Raw genomic sequence first — 22,878 nt, 5'->3', positions numbered from 1 at the left:
GGTATAGGCAGCGCACCCCGCTAGGTTTTTGAAACGCACTGCGGCTTATGGCCGTAGCGAGAATCAGGAAAATTCTCCCGATTTTCCGAACTAGACCGGCAAAAGTCAAAGCGCAACCCGTGCCAGCCCATTCAGCCTCCCCTTCCCTGCTACGTTCCTGCCTACCTTCAGAGCGCCTGTTCGAACGTGCCATGCTGCGCGAATTCGGCGTCATGAGCGCGGGCGTGTTCGTCATTCTGCTCAGCATTATGATCGTAACCAGCGGTGCCAAGTTGCTCGGCCTTGCGGCCAGTGGCGGCATCGTATCCGAAGCCGTGGCCGCCTTGCTGGGTTTCACGCTGCTCGGCCTGGTGCCATGGCTGCTGTCCATGACGGTCTTCATCACCGTACTCTGGTCACTTACCCGTGCCTGGCGCGATCACGAGATGGCCATCTGGTTCGCTGCCGGCCAGCCACTCACTGCCTGGATCAGGCCGGTGCTGACCTTTGCCATTCCACTGGCGCTGGTGGTGGCCATGCTCAGCCTGGGCCTCAGCCCGTGGGCCAAGCAAAAAAGCCGTGAATACCGCGAACAACTGGCTACCCGAGACGATATGTCAGCGCTGGCGCCGGGTCTGTTCAAGGAATCCTCCCTCAGCGACCGGGTCTATTTCATCGAGAATTTCTCCGGCGCGGCGGGTGCGGCCCGCAATATCTTCGTGCAGTCCACCGCCAGGGATGGCACCCATAGCGTTACCGTAGCAGCCCAGGGTTATCTGCGCAGTCTGCCTGATGGCGAGCGCATACTGGTCATGCAGAACGGCCGCCGCTATGAGGGCATGCTGGGCCAGCCCAACTACCGCATCGTGGAATTCAATGAAGCCCGCATCCGGGTGCAGGAACCCGACCGGCGGGAAGCCACCACCACCAGTGAAACGCAATCCACCCTGGCGCTCTGGCATAGCGACAACCCCGAAGACAAGGGTGAACTGGCACGCCGCATTGCCAGCCCCATCAGCACGCTGCTGCTGGCCCTGCTGGCTATCCCGCTGGCCTATGTCAATCCGCGTGTCGGCCGGGGTTTCAACCTCATCGTCGCCATCTTGCTGTTTTCCATCTACCTCAATCTGGTCAACATCGCCCAGAGCTGGATCGCGGCAGGCAAACTCTCCAGCCTGATAGGCATCTGGCCGGTGCATCTGGCCATGGCTGCCATTGCCTGGGGCCTGTTCCGCTGGCGGGCCAAACCCCGATCATGAAATCGCTCTCCCGCTACCTTATTGCCGAAGTCACCCGCAGCAGCCTGTTCGTACTAGCCGGGCTGCTGGGCTTGTTCCTGTTCTTCGACCTGATAGGCGAACTGCGCGACATGGGCCAGGGCAGCTACACCTTCAGCAAGCTGCTGGCCTATGTGCTGCTGCTGATACCCGGCCACGCCTATGAACTGATGCCCATCGCCGTATTGATAGGCGGCATGATCGGCCTCTCCATGCTCAACCAGCACTCCGAGCTGACCGTCATGCGGGTCGGTGGCCTGTCAGTCTGGCGCCTGTTGGGCATACTGGGCATCGCCGGTCTGTTTTTCGCCCTGATCACCATGGCGGCAGGCGAGTACCTGGCCCCCACGGCTGAGCGCACCGCCACCCAGTTGCGACTGGCGGCCAAGGGACAATTGGTGGCCCAGAACAACCGTTCCGGCTTCTGGCTCAAGGACGACAGCAGCTTTGTGAATGTGCGCGAAGTCCTGCCCGACCAGACCCTGCGCCATGTGCATGTCTATTTGTTCGATGACAAGCGGCAGATGACAGCCTATGGCTATGCCCGCTTTGGCGACTGGCAGAAGTCAGAGCAGGCCTGGAAGCTGCGGGAGATCATCCTCACCAACTTCCATGGCGACAAGGTGGATGTCCAGCACATGCCCGAGTACCTCTGGCGCTCGGTGCTGACACCCGACACCCTGCAGGTATTGCTGGTGAAGCCCGAACAGATGTCGGTGCTGACCCTGCTCGACTATATCGACCACCTGGCCCGTAACCAGCAGAAAACCAGTCGCTACGAAATCGCCTTGTGGAGCAAGCTGGTCTACCCCTTCGCCTGTCTTGCCATGCTGATCATTGCCCTGCCCTTTGCCCAGACCCAACGCCGGGCCGGCGGGGTAGGCATGAAACTGTTCATCGGCATCATGCTGGGCCTGGGCTTCTACTTCGTCAACAAGCTGGTCGGGCACTTCGGCCTGCTGTATGACTGGCCGCCCCTTTTGGCCGCCATCCTGCCTTCCACCCTGTTCCTGATACTGGCGCTGTTCCTGCTCTGGTGGCAGGAACGACGATGACTGCGGCGGGGTTGGCCAGCGCCTTGCTGCGCATCGCGCTGGGCACAACCGGCGCAGTCATGCTGTTGTGGCTGCTGCTCTACCTGCTACAAGAGCGGCTGCTGTTCCAGCCCCAGCCCCTGGCTGACGCACAGCGAACCGCCACCGGTCGCCTACCCGGCACCGAGACGCTGAGCCTGGTCAGCCCCGAAGGCCACACCCTGCGTGGCTGGCTACGCAAACCTGCCCAAACCGGCCCCTGGCCCTTGCTGCTGTATTTTGGCGGCAACGCCGAAGAAGTCAGCCACATCCTGGCTGAGCAGGCCGCCTGGCCGGGCTGGGCCATCGCCACCCTCAACTACCGTGGTTTTGGCGATAGCCAGGGCGAGGCCGGTGAAGCGGCATTGCGTGCCGATGCCCTGCTGCTCTACGACCACCTGAGCCGCCGTAGCGATGTGCAAGCCAACCGCATTGTCGCCATGGGCCGCAGCATGGGCAGCGGGGTCGCGGTGGCCTTGGCAGCCGAGCGCAAACTCAGCGGGCTGGTGTTGATCACCCCCTACGACAGCCTCACTGCAGTTGCCCAGCGGCACTATCGCTGGGTGCCGGTACGCTGGCTGCTGCGCCACCGTTTCGATTCGGCAGCGCAGGCACCGCAACGACAAGAGCCCGCCTTGTTTCTGGTGGCAGGCGAAGACCAACTGATACCCAAGGCCCACGCCCAGCGCCTGCACGATGCCTGGCGCGGCAGCAAAATATGGGTGGAACTACCCAACACAGGCCATGGCGATCTGTCATCCGCCCCAGTCTATGACGCCGCTTTGCGAAGCTTCCTGCAAGGAATTGCTCAAGGCACCGAAGGCGCACCCATAAAATAGGCCAGCACAAACAAGCCCAGCATGAACAGGCTCAGGCCTACCTTGGCCACCGTGCCTATCAGCAGTCCCAGCCAGGTTGCAGCACCCACCTTGCCTGCCTTCAGGGTATCGCCGCTGGCCATCCATTCGCCAACGGCCGCACCGACAAACGGGCCCAGTATCAGGCCAGGTATGCCGGCAAAGATGCCCACAATGGCGCCCACCGTGGCCCCGATGACCGCCTGACGGCTGGCCCCTGCCTTCTTGGCGCCCCAGGCGCCAGACACGAAATCAACCACCTGCAGAATGATGGCCAGCACCAGCAATACGCCTAGCCAGCCCCAGCCCAGGCGTTTGAAATCGTCCAGCCAGGCGCCCAGCAGGCAGCCCGCAAACAGCAGCGGCGCAGACGGCAGCAGGGGTAGCAAATTGCCGGCAAAACCCGCCAGCATCAGCAGTACGGCCAGCAACCAGCCGCCGATATAGAGAAAATCCATGACAACCCATCAGCAATGCAGCCCTTGCGGCTGCGATGGGGAGCAAGCATAGCGGGAATGCCCGCCTCATGCCCAGCCTCATGGCGGCGGCGCCCAAATGCAAAGGCGACCGAAACCACGGTCGCCTTTTATTTGCCGGCTTGGGCCAGCAGCGGCGCTTACGCGCGCCGCCCTATGGCGGGCCTAGTGCTGCAAGCCCGCGAGAAATGCATAATCGCTATCACGTCGGCCTAGGGAACCGCGCTGTTCACTGCTTTCCAGCGCGAGGTTGTAAATACGCCAGTCGCGGTCTTCAGGGTGTATCGGGGTGCGACGATCTTGCAAGCGACGTTCCGGGCCTCTGTAGCCTAGCGTGTCGATAAAGGACTGTTCGCGCATCCAGCCTCCTTTCCTTGGCGCAGTGCAGATTACACACCGCTTGAGACCCAACTCTAGACCCGTACGGACAATTTGGCGCGGCCGTTCGTCGCGGAACCGCCGATACGTGGGCTTCACTGGCAACCTTGCTAGGGCAGCCCCGTAGCCTGGCATGAGTTCAATTCATGGTTGGGCGCTCAAGGATTGAGCTCGTGATAGCGCCCCCCTCCAACAGGTGCAGCCCCGAAGTTGCGATGACCCGCGATCAGTTCTGCCCACCTCGATACGGCCCAATTCGCCCGGCACACCTCAGTCCCGGTCCGGCGCACCCAATGGGAAGTTCGGCCGAAACCACCGCGCTTCCTCCACCGCCCGGGCGAAGGAGGGGCGGGCAAGCAGCCGTGCACGATAGGCGCGCAGTACCGGAAAGGTTTCGGCAATCCGGTGTGTCCAGTCCGCGTAGAACAAGGAAGGTGCGGCAGCACAGTCTGCCAGCGTGAAATCCTCACCGGCAGCCCAGGTCCTGCCAGCCAATTGCCCTTCAAGCCAAGCATAAGCAAGTTCCAGTTTGCTGACGGCCAGCGCCATGCCTTCCTGACGCTTCACCGGGTCGCCCGTCAAGGCGCCATCCACGGCGTGTTGTGCCGAGTTCATGACATGCAGGTCGAAAAAGCGGTCGAGAAAACGCACCTCCAGTGCCTCCGCCGGGTCTGCGGGGAGCAGGCGCACCGGCCCAGGGTAGGCATGCTGCAGGTACTCGATGATGATGCTGGTCTCGGCAATACTGCGCTCGCCATCCACCAACAGCGGGAACTTGCGCAGGGGCCAGCGTCGCAGCCACTCAGCCGTATGCTGCGGGGTATCCGGCCCTATGCTGCGGAAGGTGAAGGGCGTGTCGTTCTCATACAGCGCCACCAGCACTTTCTGCGTATAGGAGGAGAAGGAATGGCCATACAGCAGCAGCGACATCATGGGACCTCCCGTTATTGGAACCGCGAACAAGCCTGCGACATTCTGCAAGCGGCGCCTATTTGATAGTCCATCACCGGCCCAGACACCCAGGGATCACACCGTACCGTGTCGGATCGACCGCAACATCCATAGCTGGAATATTTGCGCCATCGCAACTAGATAGCAAATTTATGCGTGGTACACGCCGCTCACCCACCGCCGGCCCTAGAATGCGGGAATCCTAACCGGACCTCCCACCATGACCGATAACCTCAAGCAACTCGCCATCGATCGCACCGCTCAGCCGAACAAGCGCCGCAAGCGCTGGGGTAAATGGCGTATCGCACTGGTGGTGCTGGTACTGGCAGGCGGCGCCCTGCTCTTCAGCCAGCGGGGCAGGCCGGTTGCGGTACAGACCGCCAAGGTCACCCAGGCATGGCCCTCGTCGGCGTTGTCGGACCTGACCGCCACCGGTTATGTGGTCGCCCAGAAAAAAGCCGCCATTGCCTCCAAAGGCACGGGCAGGCTGGAGTGGCTGGGTGTGCGCGAAGGTAGCCAGGTCAAGGAAGGCGAAGTCATAGCCCGACTGGAGAGCGCCGATCTGCAAGCCCAGGTAGCCCAGGCCGTGGCCAATGTGGAAGCAGCCCGCGCCCGGCTCAAGCAGACCGAGGCCGAGGCCCTGGAAGCCGAACGGGCCTTCCGCCGCAGCCAGGAGCTGCTGGCGCAGGGCTTTATCGCCGGTGCCTCCCACGACAATGCCATCTCGCGCACCAAGCAGGCCGCTGCCCTGGTCGGTGCCCAGGCGGCGGCAGTGAGACAAGCCGAGGCCGCCCTGACACAGGCGCGGGTGGGGCTGGAGAACGCCTATATCCGTGCACCCTTCTCCGGCGTAGTGCTGACCAAGACCGCCAATGTTGGCGATGTGATCTCGCCCTTCAATGCCAGTGCCGACTCCAAAGGCGCCGTGGTCAGCATGGCCGACATGACGACTCTGGAAGTAGAGGCAGACGTATCCGAAGCCAGCCTGTTCAAGGCCAAGCAGGACCAGCCCTGCGAGATACAGCTGGATGCGCTGCCTGACCTGCGCCTGCTGGGGCGGGTCAGCAGCATCGTGCCCTCAGTGGATCGCAGCAAGGCCACGGTCACGTTCAAGATCGGCTTTATCGAGAAAGACCCGCGCATCCTGCCCGAGATGAGCGCCAAGGTGAGCTTCCTCAGCCGTCAGCTCAAAGTCGACGAGCGCAAACCTCGCCTGGCGATCAACCCCAAGGCACTCAGCCAGGGGGCGGTTTTCGTCGTGCGTGAAGGCATCGCTCACCGCACCGTAGTGCAACTGGGTGGCAAGCTGGGCGACATGCAGGAGGTGCGTGCCGGTATCAAGCTGGACGAGGTAGTGGTACTGGAGCCTGGTGACCTCAAGGACGGTGCCCGCATCGTGGAGGCCAAACCTTGACGGCCAGCCCTGAGGTCGCAGTCGCGCTGCGCCATGTCAGCAAATCCTATACCCGTGGCGGGCAGGCGGTGGAGGTACTGACCGATATCGATTTCGATATCCAGTCAGGCGACTTCCTGGCCCTGATGGGACCATCCGGCTCCGGCAAATCCACCCTCTTGAACCTGATTGCCGGCATAGACAAACCCACCGGCGGCCAGATACTGGTGGGTGGCACGGATATCGCCACACTGGACGAAGCCGACCTGGCCGACTGGCGTGCAGGCAATGTGGGCTTCATCTTTCAGTTCTACAACCTGATGCCGGTGCTGACCGGCCTGGAGAACGTGGAGCTACCCCTGATGCTGACCCGGCTGAACCGGCGTGAGCGCCGCGAGCATGCTGCGCTGGCACTGGAGATGGTCGGCTTGGCCGACCGCATGCAGCATTATCCGAATGAGCTCTCGGGTGGCCAGCAGCAAAGGGTGGCGATTGCCCGCGCCCTGGTCACCGACCCCACCCTGATCGTGGCGGACGAGCCCACCGGCGACCTGGACAGAAAATCAGCCGGCGAGATACTGGACCTGCTGGACAGGCTCAATACCGAGCTGGGCAAGACCATCATCATGGTGACGCACGATGCCCGTGCGGCCGAGCGCGCCCACGCCATACGCCACCTGGAGAAAGGCGAGCTGTCCAGCCTGGAGATCAATCCGCGTGCCACGCCCTCCCATGCCTGATCCCTTGCCGGACAGCGCCACCGCGCTAGCAGAGGCCTGGCCCGCAGCTGCGGTTGCGGCCAGCCAGCTTGGCGCCATAGAGGGCGCTATCCGCAAGGCCGATAAGCTGCTTGAGTTCCATGGCTTCGGCAACGGTGGCCACCCCTATGCTGGCCGTGACCTTGATGCTGCAGCCCTTGAGCATGAACAGTTCGCTGGCGATGGCCAGACGCAGGCGCTCGGCCACCTGCAGGGCCTCGGCCGGGCCGGTCGCCGGCAGCAGGATGCAGAACTCCTCGCCCCCATAGCGTGCCAGCATATCGCCGCCCCGCAGCAAGGACTCGATCCGTCGCGCCACCTCGCACAACACCTCGTCCCCAGCAAGATGCCCGATATCGTCGTTGATCTGCTTGAAATGATCGATATCCAGCATCAGCACAGACAGCTCCCCCGGCTCGCGCGCCAGCCGGGTCAGGGCAGCCTGGCCTACCGGATCAAAGGCATAGCGGTTGAAGGCACCGGTGAGGGCATCGTGGGTGGCCCGCTGCGCCAGCTCCATCACCATGGTTTCCCGCGCCATCAGGGCAAAACCGAGCGAACAGCCCAGCACGATGACCTGGGCTGCCAGCATGGAGAGGGTGTGCAGCGGCCCGGTCATCTGCATGGAAGCCGGCGGATGCACCAAGGCACCAATGGTGCGCACCAGCAAGATCAGGGCGCACAGGCCCAGCCAGAGCCCCATGGCATAGCGGGCCGGTGCCTCCATGCGGGTAGCACCGCGCAGCAGCATGCGTACCGACATCACCAGCAGCAAGGTCAGCGCCAGCGAGACGATAAAGATCATGAGCATGGGTATGGCGCCGCCAAAGAAGGCCAGGCTCAGCCCCCCACCGCCAATGATGGCCGTCCAGCGCAGATTGGCCGGATAGGGCGGCAGCCCCACCACCTCGGCCATGGCGGCATAGAGCAGCACGGCGGCGGTGAATATCAGCAGGTTGGCCAGCAGTACGCTCAGGACATCGGGCACTACCCCGCGCAATGCCATCAAGCCCCAGGTCACGGCCAGCAGCAGCAGGCCCACTACCCAGTGGCGCCCGCCCGGCAGGTGCATGCGGCCATAGCTGGCCAGTTGCAGCATCAGCGCAGACAGCAGGGTGGTGACTACCAGGGCTATGGCCAGCGTGCGGGCATCAAGCATGTCGGCCTTTCCACGCCGAAACCTAACGTCCTTACTGTAGAACCTGCGATGGACTATTTCATCTTCCGGCCCCTGGCACCGACCCTGCCGCCAAACCGCTATGGGGGCATGCTGCCATGATGCTGTTCCTGCTGCGCATGTCACTCAAGAATGCCCTGCGCCATCGTCTGCGTGCGGCACTCACCCTGGCCGGCCTGGCCGTCGCGATTCTGTCGTTCGGCCTGCTCAGTACCGTGGTCACCGCCTGGTATGCCGGTGCAGACGCCGCCTCCGACAAGCGCCTGATCAGCCGCAGCGCCATCTCGCTGGTGTTTCCACTGCCCATGAGCTACGGCGAGAAGATACGCGGCGTAGAAGGCGTGACCGGCATCTCCTGGGCCAACTGGTTTGGCGGTATCTATATCGAGCCCAAGAATTTCTTCCCCCAGTTCGCGGTGGATCCCGCCAGCTACCTGCGGCTGTACCCCGAATTCCAGGTGGATGAGGCCGAACGCGCTGCCTTCATCCGTGACCGCCAAGGCTGCCTGGTGGGCCGCAAGCTGGCGCAGCGCTTTGGCTGGAAAGTCGGGGATACCATCCCGCTCAAGGGCACCATCTACCCCGGCACCTGGTCCTTCGTGGTACGCGGCATCTACGAGGGGCGCGATGCCACCACCGACGAGAACCAGTTTTTCTTCCACTGGGCCTACCTGAATGAATGGGTGCTGCAACGCTATCCCAAGCGGGGCAATGCCACCGGGGTGTTCGTGGTGGGCATACGCGAGGGCAGCGAAGCGGCGCTGGTGAGCGAGCGAGTGGACAGCCAGTTCCGCAACTCGCTGGCCGAGACCCTGACCGAGACCGAAAAATCCTTCCAGCTGTCGTTTGTCGCCATGACAGACAGCATCGTGCTGGCCATCCAGGTGGTCAGCTATGTGGTCATACTCATCATCATGGCCGTCATGGCCAATACCATGGCCATGGCAGCACGCGAGCGCACGGCCGAGTACGCCACCCTCAAGGCGCTGGGCTTTGGCCCACCGGTGGTAGGCTGGCTGATCCTGCTGGAGAGCATCCTGTTATGCGCCCTGGGGGCGGGCCTGGGCATCCTGCTCAGCTTTCCGGCAGTACAACTGGTAGGCCACGCACTGGACAATCTGTTCCCGGTGTTCCATATCGCCAGCCAGACACTCTGGCTGCAGGCCGGTGCTGCCCTGGTCGTCGCCCTGGTGTCTGCCGCCATACCTGCCTGGCAATCCATGCGCATACGCATTGTTGACGGCCTAAGGGCCATTGCATGAACCTGACCCGCGTCCCGCTCAGCTATGTCTGGCGCAACCTGCTGACCCGCAAGCTCACCACCGGCCTCACGGCGGGCGGCATGGCCCTGGTGGTGTTTGTCTTCGCCACCGTGCTGATGCTGGAAGCCGGACTCAAGCAGACCCTGACCGCAACCGGCCTGCCCCAGAATGTGGTGGTCATCCGCAAGGGCTCGCAGACCGAGGTCCAGAGCGGCGTGTCCCGTAGCGAGGCCGCCATCATCGAAAGCCAGCCCAATATCGCGCTCGATGGCGCCGGCCGCCTGCTAAGCAGCCGCGAGAGCGTGGTACTGATCTCGCTCAAGAAACAAGGCAGCGGCAAACCGGCTAATGTGGTGGTGCGTGGGGCTGGCGAACAAGGACTGGCATTGCGGCCCCAGGTACAGCTATTGGCCGGCCGCCAGTTCCGCCCCGGCAGCTCCGAGATCATCGTCGGGCGCGCCATTGCCGATGGCTTCGATGGCGTGCAGCTAGGCGCCAGCCTGCGCTTTGCCCGCCGCGACTGGTTGGTGGTCGGCATTTTCGATGCTGGCAAGACCGGTTTCAACTCCGAGATATGGGGCGACGCCGAACAGATGATGCAGGCTTTTCGCCGCGTCAACTATTCCGCCCTGGTGTTTCAGCTGGCCGACAGCAATGGCTACGAGGCAAGCCGCCAAGCCTTGGAGGCAGACCAACGCCTGACCACCGAGTACAAGCGTGAAACCCGCTTCTATGCCGACCAGGCCCAGACCATGGCCACCTTCATCTCCATACTCGGTACCGTGCTCTCGGTCATTTTCTCCATCGGCGCCGTCATCGGCGCCATGATCACCATGTATGCCGCCGTCGCAAACCGCACCGGCGAGATCGGTACGCTCAGGGCACTGGGCTACCGGCGCAGCAGCGTGATGGCCGCCTTTCTGGCCGAATCGCTGCTGCTGGCCTTGCTGGGCGGGGTCATGGGCGTGGTGCTGGCGTCCTTCATGCAGTTCTTTGCCGTCTCCACCATGAACTGGCAAACCTTTGCCGAGCTGGCATTCAGCTTTACGCTGACCCCGGCCATTGTGGTCAAATCCCTGCTGTTTGCCCTTTTTATGGGCTTGCTGGGCGGCTTTTTGCCTGCCGTGCGGGCGGCCCGCATGCAAATCGTCGATGCCTTGCGGGCAGCCTGAGCACCTGTCGCGAACCCACGTCGTGGACGGGAAGTGACGACCTCCCTGTGACCGGCGAGGACATGACGCCCCCAAGCCGACCAACGGCAGGCAACACTCCCAAGGTTGCCAGTTGCGGCCAAGCGGCTTTTTCTATCCACCGCTGGTCGGCTGCCCTATATAAAACCGGTTTGCTGCCGATAAGGTGGCATAGCCCGGCGAAATCATACAAACGGGCAAGGCAATGACAGGAGCACGACCATGAAACTCGCATCGCTAGACGCCGGGCAGCAGGCCCAGACTCACGCGCCCCATGCCGGCCCCGGCAAGGCGACCGACAAGGCCAAGCTGGGCCTGGAGATCACCCATACCCAGTCCAGCTACAGCTTCAGTGCCTCCTTCAGCGATGGCAACAATCATCTCAAGCTGGTGCTGCAGACCAGTTACGAAGCCATCAGCGTCCGTGCCCGCATAGCCCTGCCCGAAGGCCAGGCGCTACCAGAGCCCGCCGAGTACGACCCGCTCGATGTCAGCCCGGAAGCGACCGCCAAGCGCATCGTCGATCTTTCCACCGGTTTTTACGAGCTGTTCAAGCAGCAACACCCGGATGAAGACGAAGCCAGCGTGCTGGACAATTTCATGCAGACCATCGGCAAGGGTGTGGCGCAGGGGTTTGCCGAGGCGCGCGAGATACTGGACAGCCTGGGCGTACTCAAGGACCAGATCGCCAGCAATATCGACAAGACCTGGGAGCTGGTACAGAATGGCCTACAGGCATTTGCCAAACTGCACATGCCCGCCAAGCCCGATACCGCTCAATAGGCGTGTGCGAGGCGGGAACGGGAAGGCACTTTTTGTCCCGGCGGCAGTCCATCGATCATCTTCCCGCCGCAGCTGCCCATGCCTCGAAAACTACTACGCCGCTGGTTGCCTGACCGTGACACGCTCAATCGCAATGCCTTCTTGCGGCGTTGCGCGCCCTTCCTGACCCACCACAACCTCTGGCACCTCAACCGGCACTCCGTCTCAGGAGGCCTGGCCGTAGGGCTGGCCTGCGGCATGATACCGGGGCCGCTGCAGATGCTGACAGCCACCGTGCTGTCCATCCTGTTTCGGGTCAACCTGCCTGTGGCCATCTTCGGCACCTTCTTCAGCAACCCCTTTACCATCGTCCCGCTCTACCTGGCCGCATTCGGGCTGGGCCGGCTGATCACCGGCGCCAATGGTGGCCCCGCCCATATCCCGCCAGCGCCGGAAACCGACTGGTCCAACCTGACAGGCACCGTGCAAGCCTGGCTGGACTGGATGGTGACACTGGGCACACCGCTGGCCATAGGTATCGTGGTACTGGCCCTGCTGCTGGCCTTGGCCGGCTATGGCGTGGTCCAACTGGGCTGGCGCCTGCATGTCCGGCATGCCCTGCATTGCCGGCGGCAGCGCAGGGCTACAGCAGGGCTGTAAGAGCATATCCAAAGTCGCAGCCATATGGGCATGAGGCGGGTCAACCCGCGTTGTGCACCACCACGGTCTGTGCCGGCATGGGTGCCGGAAACCCTGCCTCGGCCAGGGCCTCGCGTATCAGAGCCTGGGTATCGAAGTACACCTGCCAGTAATGGTCGTTATGGCAGAACGGCCGCACCGCCAGCACCGGCCCCACCAGATTGAATTCCAGTATCGACACCTCAGGCTCCGGGTCGGCCACCACATTGGCAATCCCGGCCAATTTACCCTGCAGCAGGGCTATCGCCGCACGGTGATCGGCGCTGCCCGCCAACTGCGCCTTCAACTCTACCCGCCGGTAGGGGTTGGCACTGAAATTCTGGATGGTGTCGCCGAATATCTTGTTGTTGCCCACTATGGTCAGCACATTGTCTGGTGTATTGATGGTGGTGGTGAACAGGCTGATTTCCTTCACCGTGCCGGTAATGCCAGCCACCGAAACAAAATCGCCCACCTTGAAGGGCCGTAGCACAATCATGAAGGCACCGGCCGCAAAGTTGGCCAGCAAGCCCGACCAAGCCATGCCTATGGCCACACCTGCAGCCGCAATCAGCGCCGCAAAAGTGGTGGTCTGCACCCCGAAGTAGCCGAGTATGCCTATCACCAGCAGGATATTGAGCGTAACCGTCAGCACCCCGCCGATGTAGCGCATCACAGTGGGGTCCACCTTCTGCCGCTCCAGCGAGCTGCGCACCGCCCGTTCGGCTATGCCTATCAACCAGCGGCCTATGACCCAGAAGGCAATCGCCGCCAGCAGCTTCACCCCCAGGGTGGTGGCGTAACCCAGCAGCAGATCCTGCCAATGTGCGAAATCAATATCCATTTTTTCCTCCAGGCGAACCTGTGCAGCGAGACACGCCAGGTTCTGGCTGCGGCCGCCATTCGGCCGTGCGCTCAGCTTAGTGCCTGGGCGGGCTGATTTCACCCCCAACCCGTATTGGTCGAGGTGCCGCCAAAATGGACAGGAAAGGTCGAAACAAGGGGAGCAGGCCAACACCTATGTGCTTGCCAGCGTAACCGACACCCCTGAAAAGCAGAAAGGCTGCCAATATATTCAATTAGTGTATTGAGCGCGGCGAGTGATGCGCAGCGCATGCCGTACCCAGCCAATCAGCGAGGCCCTGCCCCTGTCGCATCGTTATCCCTTACAGCCTTGAAAGCGCGGATGCAGGACGCTCCCTACAACTTGGCCTTCACATAGCTGCCTGGCGCATCCTCGATGGCAGGCAGCCCGCCCGCGCCGGGTTGCCGCGCAGCAACCGGCTTACCTTGGTGTGGCAGTACCCATTGGGCCCAATCCAACCACCACGAGCCTTCATGGGCGCTGCTATCCGCCAGCCATTGCTGCGGTGTCGTTGGCAACGCAGCATTGGTGGCATAGCCGTATTTGTTGGCCGAGGGTGGGTTGACGATGCCGGCGATATGGCCGGAGCCGCCGAGCACGAAGCGGACCGGCCCCTGCAGCAGGCGAGCGCCAGCATAGGTCGATTGCCAGGGGGCGATATGATCCTCGCGGGCTGAGATGAAATAGGCCGGCGTCTTGATGGCCCGCATATCGATGGGCACCCCTGCCAGCGTCACCCCGCCGGGGTCTTTCAGTACGTTCTCCAGGTACATCTTGCGCAGGTAGAAGCGATGCATGGCCGCAGGCATGCGGGTGGAGTCGCAGTTCCAGTACAGCAGGTCGAACGGCATGGGTTCTCGGCCCAGCAGGTAGTTGTTGATCACGAAGCTCCAGATCAGGTCATTCTCGCGCAACAGGTTGAACACCCCGGCCATCTGGTGCCCTTCCAGATAGCCCTTTTCCTCCATATAGGCATCCAGGCTGCCCAACTGCTCCTCGTCGATAAATACCCCCAGCTCGCCCGGCTCGCTGAAATCGATCATGGTGGTGAAAAAGGCCGCAGACTTGATGCGGTTGGGCGGATAGCGCTTGTCCTTGGCCGCCGCCATCCAGGCCAGGGTGGCCGATAGCAGGGTGCCACCTATGCAATAGGCAGCGGCATTGATCTGCTTCTCGCCGGTAGCCGCCTGTATGGCATCCAGCGCGGCCAGTGTGCCCTCGGTCATGTAGTGCTCGAAGCCCTTGTCGCGGTGGCGGCCATCGGGGTTGACCCAGGAGATGACGAATACGGTATGCCCCTGCTCCACCAGCCAGCGTATCAACGAGTTCTTGGGCTTGAGGTCGAGGATATAGAACTTGTTGATCCAGGGCGGCACCACCAGCAACGGTGTCTTGTGTACCTTTTCAGTCAGCGGGGCATACTGAATCAGCTGCATCAACTCGTTCTGGAACACCACCTTGCCCGGCGTCGTGGCCACATTTTCGCCCAGCGTGAAGGCATCCAGATCGGTCATGCGCGGCATCATGCGGCCGCCATTGCGTTCCAGGTCTTCCAGCAGGTGGGCAAAGCCCTTGATCAGGTTCTCGCCCCCGCTTTCCAGCGTGGCCTTGAGTGCCACCGGATTGGTAGCCAGAAAATTGGTAGGGGCCATGGCATCGACAAACTGACGGGTATAGAACTGCACCCGTTGGGCCGTATGTTCATCCAGGCCATCGACGCCGGACACGCTGTCCTGGATATGGCGCGAAGCCAGCAGATAGGCCTGTTTGACGAAGCCGAATACCTGATTGTTGACCCACAGCTCATCCTTGAAGCGTTTGTCCGGCTGGGCGACGGACTGGGCAGGCCCACCCAGCCAGAACTGGCGCATGGCCGCCTGGGCCATATCGGCATAGTCCATCCAGAACTGCATCTGCGCCCGCAGCATGGGCTCGGGTTTTTCCAGCACCACACGCCAGAGCGCCTCGAAGGCATGCTGCACACTCTGCGGATCAGGTATCTGAACCTGGGGGGCGCCGCTGGCTTGCTGCTGCAGCTTGTCCTGCATCAGCTTCTGCCAGCGTGCCGCCAGCTCGCTTATTTGTGTCAGGCGGTCGTGCGGTTCGGTCATGGCCGGTCTCCTTGTGCGGGCAGTGTAGCCCATGCCACCAGTGCCGTAGCAATGGCATGGGCCTGGCTGCAGGCCGGCGCAACCTTACCCGCTTATCTACCCAGGCGTGCAGCCAGCCCCGCCGGGGCCGCAAAGCGATCACCGTGGGCCACTGCCAGCTCAGCGGCACGGCCCAATGCATCACCATGCTGATGCAGGAACTGCATGGCGCCACCACTCCAGACCGGGAAGCCTATGCCCAGGATGGCGCCGACATTGGCATCCCGCTCGCTCTCCAGTACGCCCTCATCAAAACAACGGGCGGTTTCCAGCGCCTGGGCGAACAGCAAGCGGTCTATCAGCAACTGCATGTCAGGCAGCGGCCTGTCCGGCTGGGCAAAGTCCGCGAGGCCCGGCCAGAGCTGTTTCTTGCCACCTTCGGGGTAGTCGTAGAAGCCGCCACCAGCCGCCCGGCCGCTACGGCCCAGTACGTGGATCATGCGCTTGACCACCGCCTCGGCCGGATGGGCGACATAGGCATCGCCCAAGTCCTCGCGTGCCTGCTTGCTGATGTGCTCGCACAAGGTCAGGCTGACCTCATCGGTCACCGCCAATGGGCCAACCGGCATGCCGGCCTGCAAGCCCGCCTGCTCCACCATGGCAGGCGGTACACCCTCGGCCAGCATGGCCATACCTTCGTTGATGTAGCAACCAAACACTCGGCTGGTAAAGAAGCCGCGGCCATCATTGACCACGATGGGGGTCTTGCCTATCTGCTGCACAAAGTCATAGGCCAGCGCCACGGTTGCCGCGTCGGTATCGCGGCCCTTGATGATCTCCACCAACTGCATCTTGTCCACCGGGCTGAAGAAATGCAGGCCGACGAAGCGGGCGGGTGCTCGCGATGCCTGGGCCAGGCCGCTGATGGGCAGGGTCGAGGTATTAGAGGCAAACACCGCGTCGGCAGCCAGCACGGCTTCGGCTTCCTGGGTAACCCTGGCCTTCAGCTCGCGGCTCTCGAAAACCGCCTCGATCACCAGCTCGCACCCGGCCAGATCAGCCACTGCCTCGGTGGGCTGTATGCGCGCCAGGATGGCCGCCGCTTCTGCCTCGCTGCAGCGGCCCTTGGCTATCCGCTTGTCCAGCAGCTTGGCACTATAGGCCTTGCCCTTCTCGGCAGCGGCCAGGCTCACATCCTTGAGTACCACCTGCACACCCTTGCTGGCGCAGGCCCAGGCGATGCCTGCACCCATCATGCCCGCCCCCAGCACGCCCACCCGCGCCACCTGGCGCACGGCGACGCCCGCAGGCCGGCTGGCACCCGCCTTGATTTCATTCATGGCAAAGAACAGCGTCGCAATCATGTTCTTGGCCACCTGGCCGGTAGCCAGACGGGTGAAGTAACGGGTCTCTATCCGGCAGGCATTGGTGAAATCCACCTGCGCGCCTTCCACCATGGCGGCCAGTACTGCCTCTGGCGCGGGGTAGTTGCCACGGGTCTTCTCGTACAGCATGGCCGGCGCCACCGCCAGCATCTGGGCGACCTTGGGCTGGCTGGGCACGCCGCCGGGCAGCTTGTAGCCTTCGGTATCCCACGGTTGTTTGGCATGGGGATTGGCCTTGATCCAGGCTCGTGCCTGGGCCAGCATGTCCTCGGTCGAAGCAGCCAGTGCGTGCAAGAGCCCGGCCTTGAGGCCAGCCTGCGCGCCAAATTGCTTGCCTTCGACCAGGTACTCGAATGCACCCTGCAGGCCCAGCAAGCGCACCATACGTGTCACGCCACCTGCGCCGGGTAACAGGCCCAGCGTCACTTCCGGCAGGCCCAGCCGCAGGCCGGCATCATCCAGTGCAATGCGATGGTGGCACGCCAGGGTAATCTCGAACCCACCACCCAGCGCGCTGCCGTTGATGGCCGCTACCAAGGGCACACCCAAGGTCTCGATACGGCGCATATCGGCCTTCAGCTTTTCCACCATCAGGAAGAACGCCTCGGCCCCATCGGACGGGATGGCGACCAGTTCCTTCAGATCGCCCCCCGAAAAGAAACTGCGCTTGGCCGAGGTCACAATAACGCCGGCTATCTGCCCGCGTTCTGCCTCCAGCCGGTTGGCCACGGCGTGCAAGGCGGCACGGAAGGCCGCATTCATGGTATTGGTCTTGTCGTCGGCCGCATCCAGGGTCAGGGTGACGATGCGGTCCGCGTCGATGTCGTAACGTATGCTCATGCTCTGCCCTCAGATTCTTTCCACGATGGTGGCAATACCCATGCCGCCGCCTATGCAGAGCGTGGCCAGACCATAACGCTTCTGCTGCCGTTCCAGCTCGTCCACCAGCGTCCCCAATATCATGGCGCCGGTCGCGCCCAGGGGGTGACCCATGGCAATGGCGCCGCCGTTGACGTTGATCCTGTCCATACCCACCCCCATCTCTCGGGCAAAACGCATTACCACAGCCGCAAAGGCTTCATTGACCTCGAACAGGTCGATGTCGTCGGCCGTCAGCCCGGCCTTGGCCAGGGCTTTCTGGGCAGCGGGTGCAGGGCCGGTCAGCATGATGGTCGGGTCGGTTCCGGTCAGCGCAGTGGCCACGATGCGGGCGCGCGGCGTCCAGCCATAGCGGCGGCCGGCGGCCTCGTTGGCCACCAGCACCAGTGCGGCGCCATCGACTATGCCCGAGGCGTTGCCAGCATGGTGTACATGGGCAATCCGCTCCACCCAGGGATAGCGCTTGAGCGCCACAGCGTCATAGCCCATGGCCCCCATCTGCTCGAAGCTGGGCTTGAGCTTGGCCAGGCCTTCGAGCGTGGTGCCGGCCTTGATGAATTCATCCTCGGCCAAGATGGCAATGCCGTTGATATCGCGTACCGGCACGATGCTGCGGGCAAAACGCCCCTCGCTGCGCGCCTGCGCAGCACGCCGCTGGCTTTCCACGGCAAAGGCATCCACCTCGGCCCGGCCATAGCCCTCCAGCGTGGCGATCAGGTCGGCGCCTATGCCCTGTGGCACAAAGCCCAGCGCCTTGGCCGTCTGCGGGTCGGTCGCCATGGCCCAGCCATCCGAGCCCATGGGCACGCGTGACATGGACTCCACGCCTCCGGCCACCACGATGTCCTCCCAGCCGGAGCGCACTTTCTGCGCGGCCAGATTGACTGCCTCCAGGCCAGAGCCACAGAAGCGATTGACCTGCACGCCTGCGGCCTTCCAGTCCCAGCCCGCCGCCAATGCCGCCGTCTTGGCGATATCGCCGCCCTGATCACCCACCGGGGTAACGCAACCCAGCACCACGTCGTCCACCTCGGCGGTGGCCAACCCGGTACGCGCCTCCAGCGCGTGCATCAGGCCGGTCAGCAGCGAGATCGGCTTGACCTCGTGCAGGCTGCCATCGGCCTTGCCCTTGCCACGCGGGGTACGCAGGGCGTCATAGATCAACGCATCAGTCATGTGTCTGTCCTTGAGCAATCTGATTCGATAAATATCAAGCAAGCGCTAGGTTAGCGCATAAACTCTAAACGTTGTAGCATCCAGCCCAAAATCCCACGCACCGTGGTGCTTATCTGCCCCGAGCCCAGCAAACCATGGAGAGAAAGAGACAACATGCTGCCACGCCGCCATTTCGAACCCGAACACGATCTGTTCCGCGACAATTTCCGCCGCTGGCTGGCTGAAGAAGTCATACCCCACCAGCGCGACTGGGAAACCGCCGGCATGGTGCCCCGCGCCATCTGGCGCCGCGCTGGCGAGCTGGGCTTTCTGGCCACTTTTGTCGACGAGGCCTACGGTGGCGCAGGCTGCCGCGACTACCGCTACGACCAGATCGTGGCCGAGGAGCTAGGCTACGCCAACGAATGGGGTCTTGCCATGGGCCTGCACTCCTCGCTGGTGGCCCCCTATATCGATGAATTCGGTACCGAGGCACAGAAGCAGCGCTATCTGCCCGGCGTGGTGTCAGGCGAGTGCGTGCTGGCCGTTGCCATGACCGAGCCCAATACTGGCAGCGACCTGGCCGGCATCCAGACCCAGGCGGTGGAGCATGCCGACCACTGGCTGCTCAACGGCAGCAAGACCTTTATCTCCAACGGCGTGCATAGCGATCTGGTCATCGTCGCTGCCCGTACCCACCCCACCGAGAAACGTGGCCTGTCGCTGTTCCTGGTCGAAAAAGGCTGGGCCGGGTTTGAGGTGGGCCGCAAGCTGGAGAAAATCGGCCAGCACAGCCAGGACACGGCAGAGTTGTTCTTTCGTGATGTCAAGGTACCCAAGGATGGCCTGCTGGGCGAAGCCCACCAGGGCTTCAAGCTGCTGATGCGCATGCTGGCGCCCGAGCGGCTGACATGCGCCATTGGCGCCCATGCTGCCGCGCAGGCCGCCCTGAACCTGGCACTGGACTACGTCAAGGAACGCCGGGCCTTTGGTCAGCGCCTGATCGACTTCCAGAACACCCGTTTCGAGCTGGCCGCCATGAAGACCGAGCTGGATGTCGGCCAGGTCTACCTGGATAGGCTGGTCACGGAATACAACCTGGGCGCCCTGGATGCAGTAGATGCCGCCGAGGCCAAGCTGTGGACATCGGAGCTGCTGGGCCGGGTGGCCGACCGCAGCCTGCAGCTATTTGGCGGCTACGGCTATATGGCCGAGTACCCCATAGGGCGGCTATGGGCCTCTGCCAGGGTGGCGCGCATCTACGCCGGCTCCAGCGAGATCATGAAGGAGATCATCGCCAAGGCCATGTAGGCGCTACCGCTTATACACGCGCAGCTTGCATGGCGACGCAAGCAGGGCTTTTGGCAGGGGCCCGTGGCGGCGCTACGCCGGTCGGCTGGTCTATGATTCCTACATAACGTCATGGCGCGCAGTATCGATCGACCAAGCGCCATGTAAACCTCAGGAGGATGCAGGTGTCGCCCACACTGGCCAGAACGCTTGCCTGCCTTACCCTGCTCGCCCCAGCCTATGCCCTGGAAGTCGAGGGTTTGCTGGACCAAAGGCTGGTCTACAGCAACAGCCCGCAAGGCTGGCTGGAAGGCGGCCTGAGCAAGCAGCGCCATGATGCCCGCCACGATGGCTTGCGCCTGGGCCAGGCCATGCTTCTGCTGCGCGGCGAGCTGGCCGACAACGTCAGCGCCCAGGCCGTCATCAACCTGGCCGACGATCGCGCCGGAGCAGTTGATGTCAGCGAAGCCTGGCTACGCTGGAAACCCCTGCCTACCGGCCCCTGGCGCCACAGCGCCAAGGTAGGTGCCTTCTTTCCTGCCGTCAGCCTGGAACATGACGGGCTGGGCTGGACAACCACCCGCACGCTATCAGCCTCCGCCATCAACAGCTGGATAGGCGAGGAGTTACGCACGATAGGCCTGGAATACACCCTGGCCCGCCCTGGCCGCTTTGCTGGCTCGCCTCACGACATCAGCCTCAGCCTGGCCGCCTTCAAGGGCAATGACCCGGCTGGAACGCTGATCGCCTGGCGCGGCTGGGGGGTGGGCGACCGCATCACCGGCCTGACAGAAAAGCTGCCCCTGCCCGACCTGCCCGTCTACCGCGACGATGGCCGCATAGCCAGGCAGGACTCCAGGGTAGACAACTTCCGCGAGTTGGATGGCCGATGGGGTTATCACGCTGGCCTGCAATATGGTTATGGCGGCCGCCTCGAACTCTCGGCCTTTCACTACGACAACCGCGCCGACCCCCTGGTGGTGAACCGAGGCCAATACGCCTGGACCACCCGCTTCAAGCAGCTGGCCTTGCGTTGGCGCCCCGATCAGGAGTGGGAAATTCTCAGCCAGTGGCTGGCCGGCAGTACGGTGATGGGACGCAATGCCGTCAATGCGGCCTATCGCTCCGCCTATGTGCTGGCAGCCCACCCCCTGGGCAGCGGCAAGCTGGCCGTGCGCTACGACTATTTCAGCAGCCGCGAGCGCGACCGTCTGCCGGAAGACCCCAATGGCGAGCACGGGCAGGCGCTGGCCTTGGCCTACAGCTGGCCCTGGCGCGATGGCCTGAGTGTGATGGCAGAAGGCCTCGTACTGCGCAGCGAACGGCCTGCCCGGCAACTGCTGTCGACACCCAGCCGCCAAACCGAGCGCAGCCTGAGCCTGGCCTTGCGCTGGCGGTTTTAAGACGCATGCCGCTCCCAGCCTGACCCGCCGGTCAAATACGCCCGGCCCCCTTGCGCCCTTCCTGCCAGCGCAACACGGTCTTGCGTGCCGCTTCCTCGGCCAGGGGTGCGATACGCTCCATGCTCAGTTGCATGGATTCATGCGTCACCTGCGGCAACAGGCGCAGTACCTTGCGGCCAGTGGGAGATCGATAGAAGGCCGTCATGTCGCGTATCTCCGCCGTCTCGAAATGCTTGCCGTAAACGCTGAAGATCACCTCGTTGACGATAGGGCTCAGATCCAGCTTGGCCAGGCTGACATTCAGTTCCATGGCCAGTCCGGGCAGCTCGCGCTCCAGCATCTGGCGGGCCTCAGCCCGCTGAGCCTCGCTCAGTTCGGCATTGGCATCGATCACGCCTAGCGCCGTCTGCCGCATGATGGCCTCACCTTGCCCAGCCAGTTGCTGCATCATCTGCGGCCCCATGGCCTTGAGATTGAGCGTATCGATCAAGGTCTGTATGGCCTGGCGCTTCTCGGCACCCAGCTCTGCCGCCTGCACACCAGCCAGGCACAGCAGTGCCAATAGCAGGCCGTGGCGAATTGACTTGCCCATATTCACTCCCGGTGTCAGTAGCGCGCCCACGGACTCAGGCCACGGTGTCAAAGCAGAGCTTGAGTGCCTCTTCCCAGCCGGGTGGCACCAGGCCAAAGGTGTCGCGCAGCTTATCCAGCTGCAGGCGCGAATTCTTGGGCCGCTTGGCCGGCGTGGGGTAAGCCTCGGTGGCAATGGCTGCCAGCGTAGTCGGCACCTTGTCGCCACGCTGCGCCGCCAGCTTGAAGATTGCTTCGGCAAAGCCATGCCAGCTGGTTTCGCCCGCATTGACCAGGTGGTACACCCCACTGACACCCCGCCAATCAGGCCGACCCGCCACGATATGGGCGCTGATGTCGGCAATGCTGCGGCTCCAGGTCGGCGCACCAATCTGGTCGGCCACGATATTCATGCTGTCGCGCTCGCGGCCAAACTTGAGCATGGTCAGCAGGAAGTTCTTGCCCCGTGCCCCATACACCCAACTGGTGCGCATGATCAAGTGATCACAGCCGCTGGCCCGTATGGCTTCTTCGCCGGCCAGCTTGCTGGCGCCATAGACATTGGGCGGTGCGACCGCATCGTCCTCCCGCCAGGGCTGGCTGCCCTCGCCCGAGTAGACATAGTCGGTGGAGTAATGGATCAGCGGCACCCCCAGGCGCTTGGCCTCCTCCGCCAGCACCCCAGCGGCGGTGGCATTGATGGCATAGGCCAGCTCAGCTTCGCTCTCGGCCTTGTCCACCGCCGTATAGGCCGCCGGGTTGACAATCAGCGTGGGCTTGAGCGCCCGCACCAACTCACGGATGGCATCAGGCCGGGTCAGATCCAGGCCCTCCCGGCCCGGCGCATGGACGGTACCCAGCCCTTGCAGGCTGCGCTTGAGCTCAAAACCAACCTGGCCATTGACGCCAGTAAGCAGGATGTTGTGCATGGAGGACTCAACAGAAAGGGATGCCGCCATGATAGCGCGCCAGAGGCCAAGCTGATGCCGTTGGTGAGCCTGGTCGTGCCCTATCAGCCGCAACGCAACAA

General features: G+C 63.1%; 21 protein-coding genes. 11 read left to right on the top strand and 10 right to left on the bottom strand.

Going from position 1 to position 22,878, the window contains the following annotated elements; translation table 11 throughout:
• The first annotated feature begins 47 nt into the window (after positions 1-47).
• Genes lptF through QWZ03_RS12860 form a run of 3 tightly spaced genes read left to right on the top strand, consistent with a single transcriptional unit; the run spans position 48 to position 3,168 of the window.
• Positions 48-1,238, top strand: a complete 1,191-nt coding sequence (gene lptF / locus QWZ03_RS12870) for an LPS export ABC transporter permease LptF (RefSeq protein ID WP_290333085.1) — start codon at positions 48-50, stop codon at positions 1,236-1,238.
• Positions 1,235-2,311 carry an LPS export ABC transporter permease LptG gene (gene lptG, locus QWZ03_RS12865; protein WP_290333084.1) on the top strand — a complete coding sequence of 359 codons (1,077 nt, stop codon included), beginning with the start codon at positions 1,235-1,237 and terminating at the stop codon, positions 2,309-2,311. Before lptF ends, lptG begins: the two co-directional genes overlap by 4 nt.
• Positions 2,308-3,168 carry an alpha/beta hydrolase gene (locus QWZ03_RS12860; RefSeq protein WP_290333083.1) on the top strand — a complete coding sequence of 287 codons (861 nt, stop codon included), beginning with the start codon at positions 2,308-2,310 and terminating at the stop codon, positions 3,166-3,168. The genes lptG and QWZ03_RS12860 overlap by 4 nt, the downstream gene beginning before the upstream one ends.
• Here QWZ03_RS12860 and QWZ03_RS12855 read toward each other — a convergent pair.
• From QWZ03_RS12855 to QWZ03_RS12845, 3 genes are all read right to left on the bottom strand, one after another.
• Positions 3,138-3,644 (bottom strand): DUF456 domain-containing protein, encoded by a 507-nt coding sequence (locus QWZ03_RS12855; RefSeq protein WP_290333082.1) that lies wholly within the window; start codon positions 3,642-3,644, stop codon positions 3,138-3,140. The genes QWZ03_RS12860 and QWZ03_RS12855 overlap by 31 nt on opposite strands.
• A gap of 183 nt (positions 3,645-3,827) precedes the next feature.
• The gene (locus tag QWZ03_RS12850) at positions 3,828-4,022 is read right to left on the bottom strand and encodes a hypothetical protein (protein ID WP_284198276.1); all 195 of its coding nucleotides are present in this window, start codon (positions 4,020-4,022) and stop codon (positions 3,828-3,830) included.
• A gap of 288 nt (positions 4,023-4,310) precedes the next feature.
• Positions 4,311-4,973 (bottom strand): glutathione S-transferase family protein, encoded by a 663-nt coding sequence (locus tag QWZ03_RS12845; RefSeq protein WP_308447563.1) that lies wholly within the window; start codon positions 4,971-4,973, stop codon positions 4,311-4,313.
• 238 nt (positions 4,974-5,211) lie between these two features.
• Here QWZ03_RS12845 and QWZ03_RS12840 point away from each other — a divergent pair, with 238 nt between their 5' ends.
• Positions 5,212-6,405: an efflux RND transporter periplasmic adaptor subunit gene (locus QWZ03_RS12840; RefSeq protein ID WP_290333081.1), complete on the top strand. Its 1,194-nt coding sequence runs from the start codon at positions 5,212-5,214 to the stop codon at positions 6,403-6,405.
• Positions 6,402-7,124 carry an ABC transporter ATP-binding protein gene (locus QWZ03_RS12835; protein WP_290333080.1) on the top strand — a complete coding sequence of 241 codons (723 nt, stop codon included), beginning with the start codon at positions 6,402-6,404 and terminating at the stop codon, positions 7,122-7,124. Before QWZ03_RS12840 ends, QWZ03_RS12835 begins: the two co-directional genes overlap by 4 nt.
• Before the next feature lie 25 nt (positions 7,125-7,149).
• Here the strand turns inward: QWZ03_RS12835 and QWZ03_RS12830 are convergent, their stop codons facing one another.
• Entirely contained in the window at positions 7,150-8,301 is a 1,152-nt protein-coding gene (locus tag QWZ03_RS12830; RefSeq protein ID WP_290333079.1) for a GGDEF domain-containing protein, read from the bottom strand.
• Between the two features lie 116 nt (positions 8,302-8,417).
• On the opposite strand from QWZ03_RS12830, the gene QWZ03_RS12825 reads away from it, so the two are divergent.
• From QWZ03_RS12825 to QWZ03_RS12810, 4 genes are all read left to right on the top strand, one after another.
• A complete protein-coding gene (locus tag QWZ03_RS12825) occupies positions 8,418-9,581 on the top strand; it encodes an ABC transporter permease (protein WP_308447562.1) in 1,164 nt (387 codons plus the stop codon).
• Positions 9,578-10,753 (top strand): ABC transporter permease, encoded by a 1,176-nt coding sequence (locus QWZ03_RS12820; RefSeq protein ID WP_290333078.1) that lies wholly within the window; start codon positions 9,578-9,580, stop codon positions 10,751-10,753. Before QWZ03_RS12825 ends, QWZ03_RS12820 begins: the two co-directional genes overlap by 4 nt.
• A gap of 240 nt (positions 10,754-10,993) precedes the next feature.
• Positions 10,994-11,554: a DUF5610 domain-containing protein gene (locus tag QWZ03_RS12815; protein WP_290333077.1), complete on the top strand. Its 561-nt coding sequence runs from the start codon at positions 10,994-10,996 to the stop codon at positions 11,552-11,554.
• Positions 11,555-11,632: 78 nt separating this feature from the next.
• Positions 11,633-12,193, top strand: coding sequence for a DUF2062 domain-containing protein (locus QWZ03_RS12810; protein ID WP_290333076.1), 561 nt, complete (start codon positions 11,633-11,635; stop codon positions 12,191-12,193).
• A 40-nt stretch (positions 12,194-12,233) separates the two neighbouring features.
• Here QWZ03_RS12810 and QWZ03_RS12805 read toward each other — a convergent pair whose 3' ends face one another.
• From QWZ03_RS12805 to QWZ03_RS12790, 4 genes are all read right to left on the bottom strand, one after another.
• Positions 12,234-13,055, bottom strand: a complete 822-nt coding sequence (locus tag QWZ03_RS12805) for a mechanosensitive ion channel family protein (protein ID WP_290333074.1) — start codon at positions 13,053-13,055, stop codon at positions 12,234-12,236.
• 356 nt (positions 13,056-13,411) lie between these two features.
• Positions 13,412-15,187 carry a class I poly(R)-hydroxyalkanoic acid synthase gene (phaC, locus tag QWZ03_RS12800; protein WP_290333073.1) on the bottom strand — a complete coding sequence of 592 codons (1,776 nt, stop codon included), beginning with the start codon at positions 15,185-15,187 and terminating at the stop codon, positions 13,412-13,414.
• Between the two features lie 92 nt (positions 15,188-15,279).
• Positions 15,280-17,391, bottom strand: coding sequence for a 3-hydroxyacyl-CoA dehydrogenase NAD-binding domain-containing protein (locus tag QWZ03_RS12795; RefSeq protein WP_290333072.1), 2,112 nt, complete (start codon positions 17,389-17,391; stop codon positions 15,280-15,282).
• Positions 17,392-17,400: 9 nt separating this feature from the next.
• Positions 17,401-18,606 (bottom strand): acetyl-CoA C-acetyltransferase, encoded by a 1,206-nt coding sequence (locus QWZ03_RS12790; RefSeq protein WP_290333071.1) that lies wholly within the window; start codon positions 18,604-18,606, stop codon positions 17,401-17,403.
• 153 nt (positions 18,607-18,759) lie between these two features.
• On the opposite strand from QWZ03_RS12790, the gene QWZ03_RS12785 reads away from it, so the two are divergent.
• A complete protein-coding gene (locus tag QWZ03_RS12785; RefSeq protein ID WP_290333070.1) occupies positions 18,760-19,896 on the top strand; it encodes an acyl-CoA dehydrogenase family protein in 1,137 nt (378 codons plus the stop codon).
• Positions 19,897-20,060: 164 nt separating this feature from the next.
• Complete coding sequence (locus tag QWZ03_RS12780; RefSeq protein ID WP_290333069.1) at positions 20,061-21,278, top strand: putative porin; 1,218 nt, start codon at positions 20,061-20,063, stop codon at positions 21,276-21,278.
• A gap of 31 nt (positions 21,279-21,309) precedes the next feature.
• Here QWZ03_RS12780 and QWZ03_RS12775 read toward each other — a convergent pair whose 3' ends face one another.
• Positions 21,310-21,870 carry a DUF2059 domain-containing protein gene (locus QWZ03_RS12775; RefSeq protein WP_290333068.1) on the bottom strand — a complete coding sequence of 187 codons (561 nt, stop codon included), beginning with the start codon at positions 21,868-21,870 and terminating at the stop codon, positions 21,310-21,312.
• 34 nt (positions 21,871-21,904) lie between these two features.
• Positions 21,905-22,777, bottom strand: coding sequence for a dTDP-4-dehydrorhamnose reductase (gene rfbD / locus QWZ03_RS12770; RefSeq protein WP_290333067.1), 873 nt, complete (start codon positions 22,775-22,777; stop codon positions 21,905-21,907).
• Between the last annotated feature and the right edge of the window lie 101 nt (positions 22,778-22,878).

Source organism: Chitinimonas viridis (assembly GCF_030409555.1).
In the GTDB taxonomy this organism is placed as follows: domain Bacteria; phylum Pseudomonadota; class Gammaproteobacteria; order Burkholderiales; family Chitinimonadaceae; genus Chitinimonas; species Chitinimonas viridis.
This window is presented reverse-complemented; position numbering and strand designations above follow the sequence as displayed.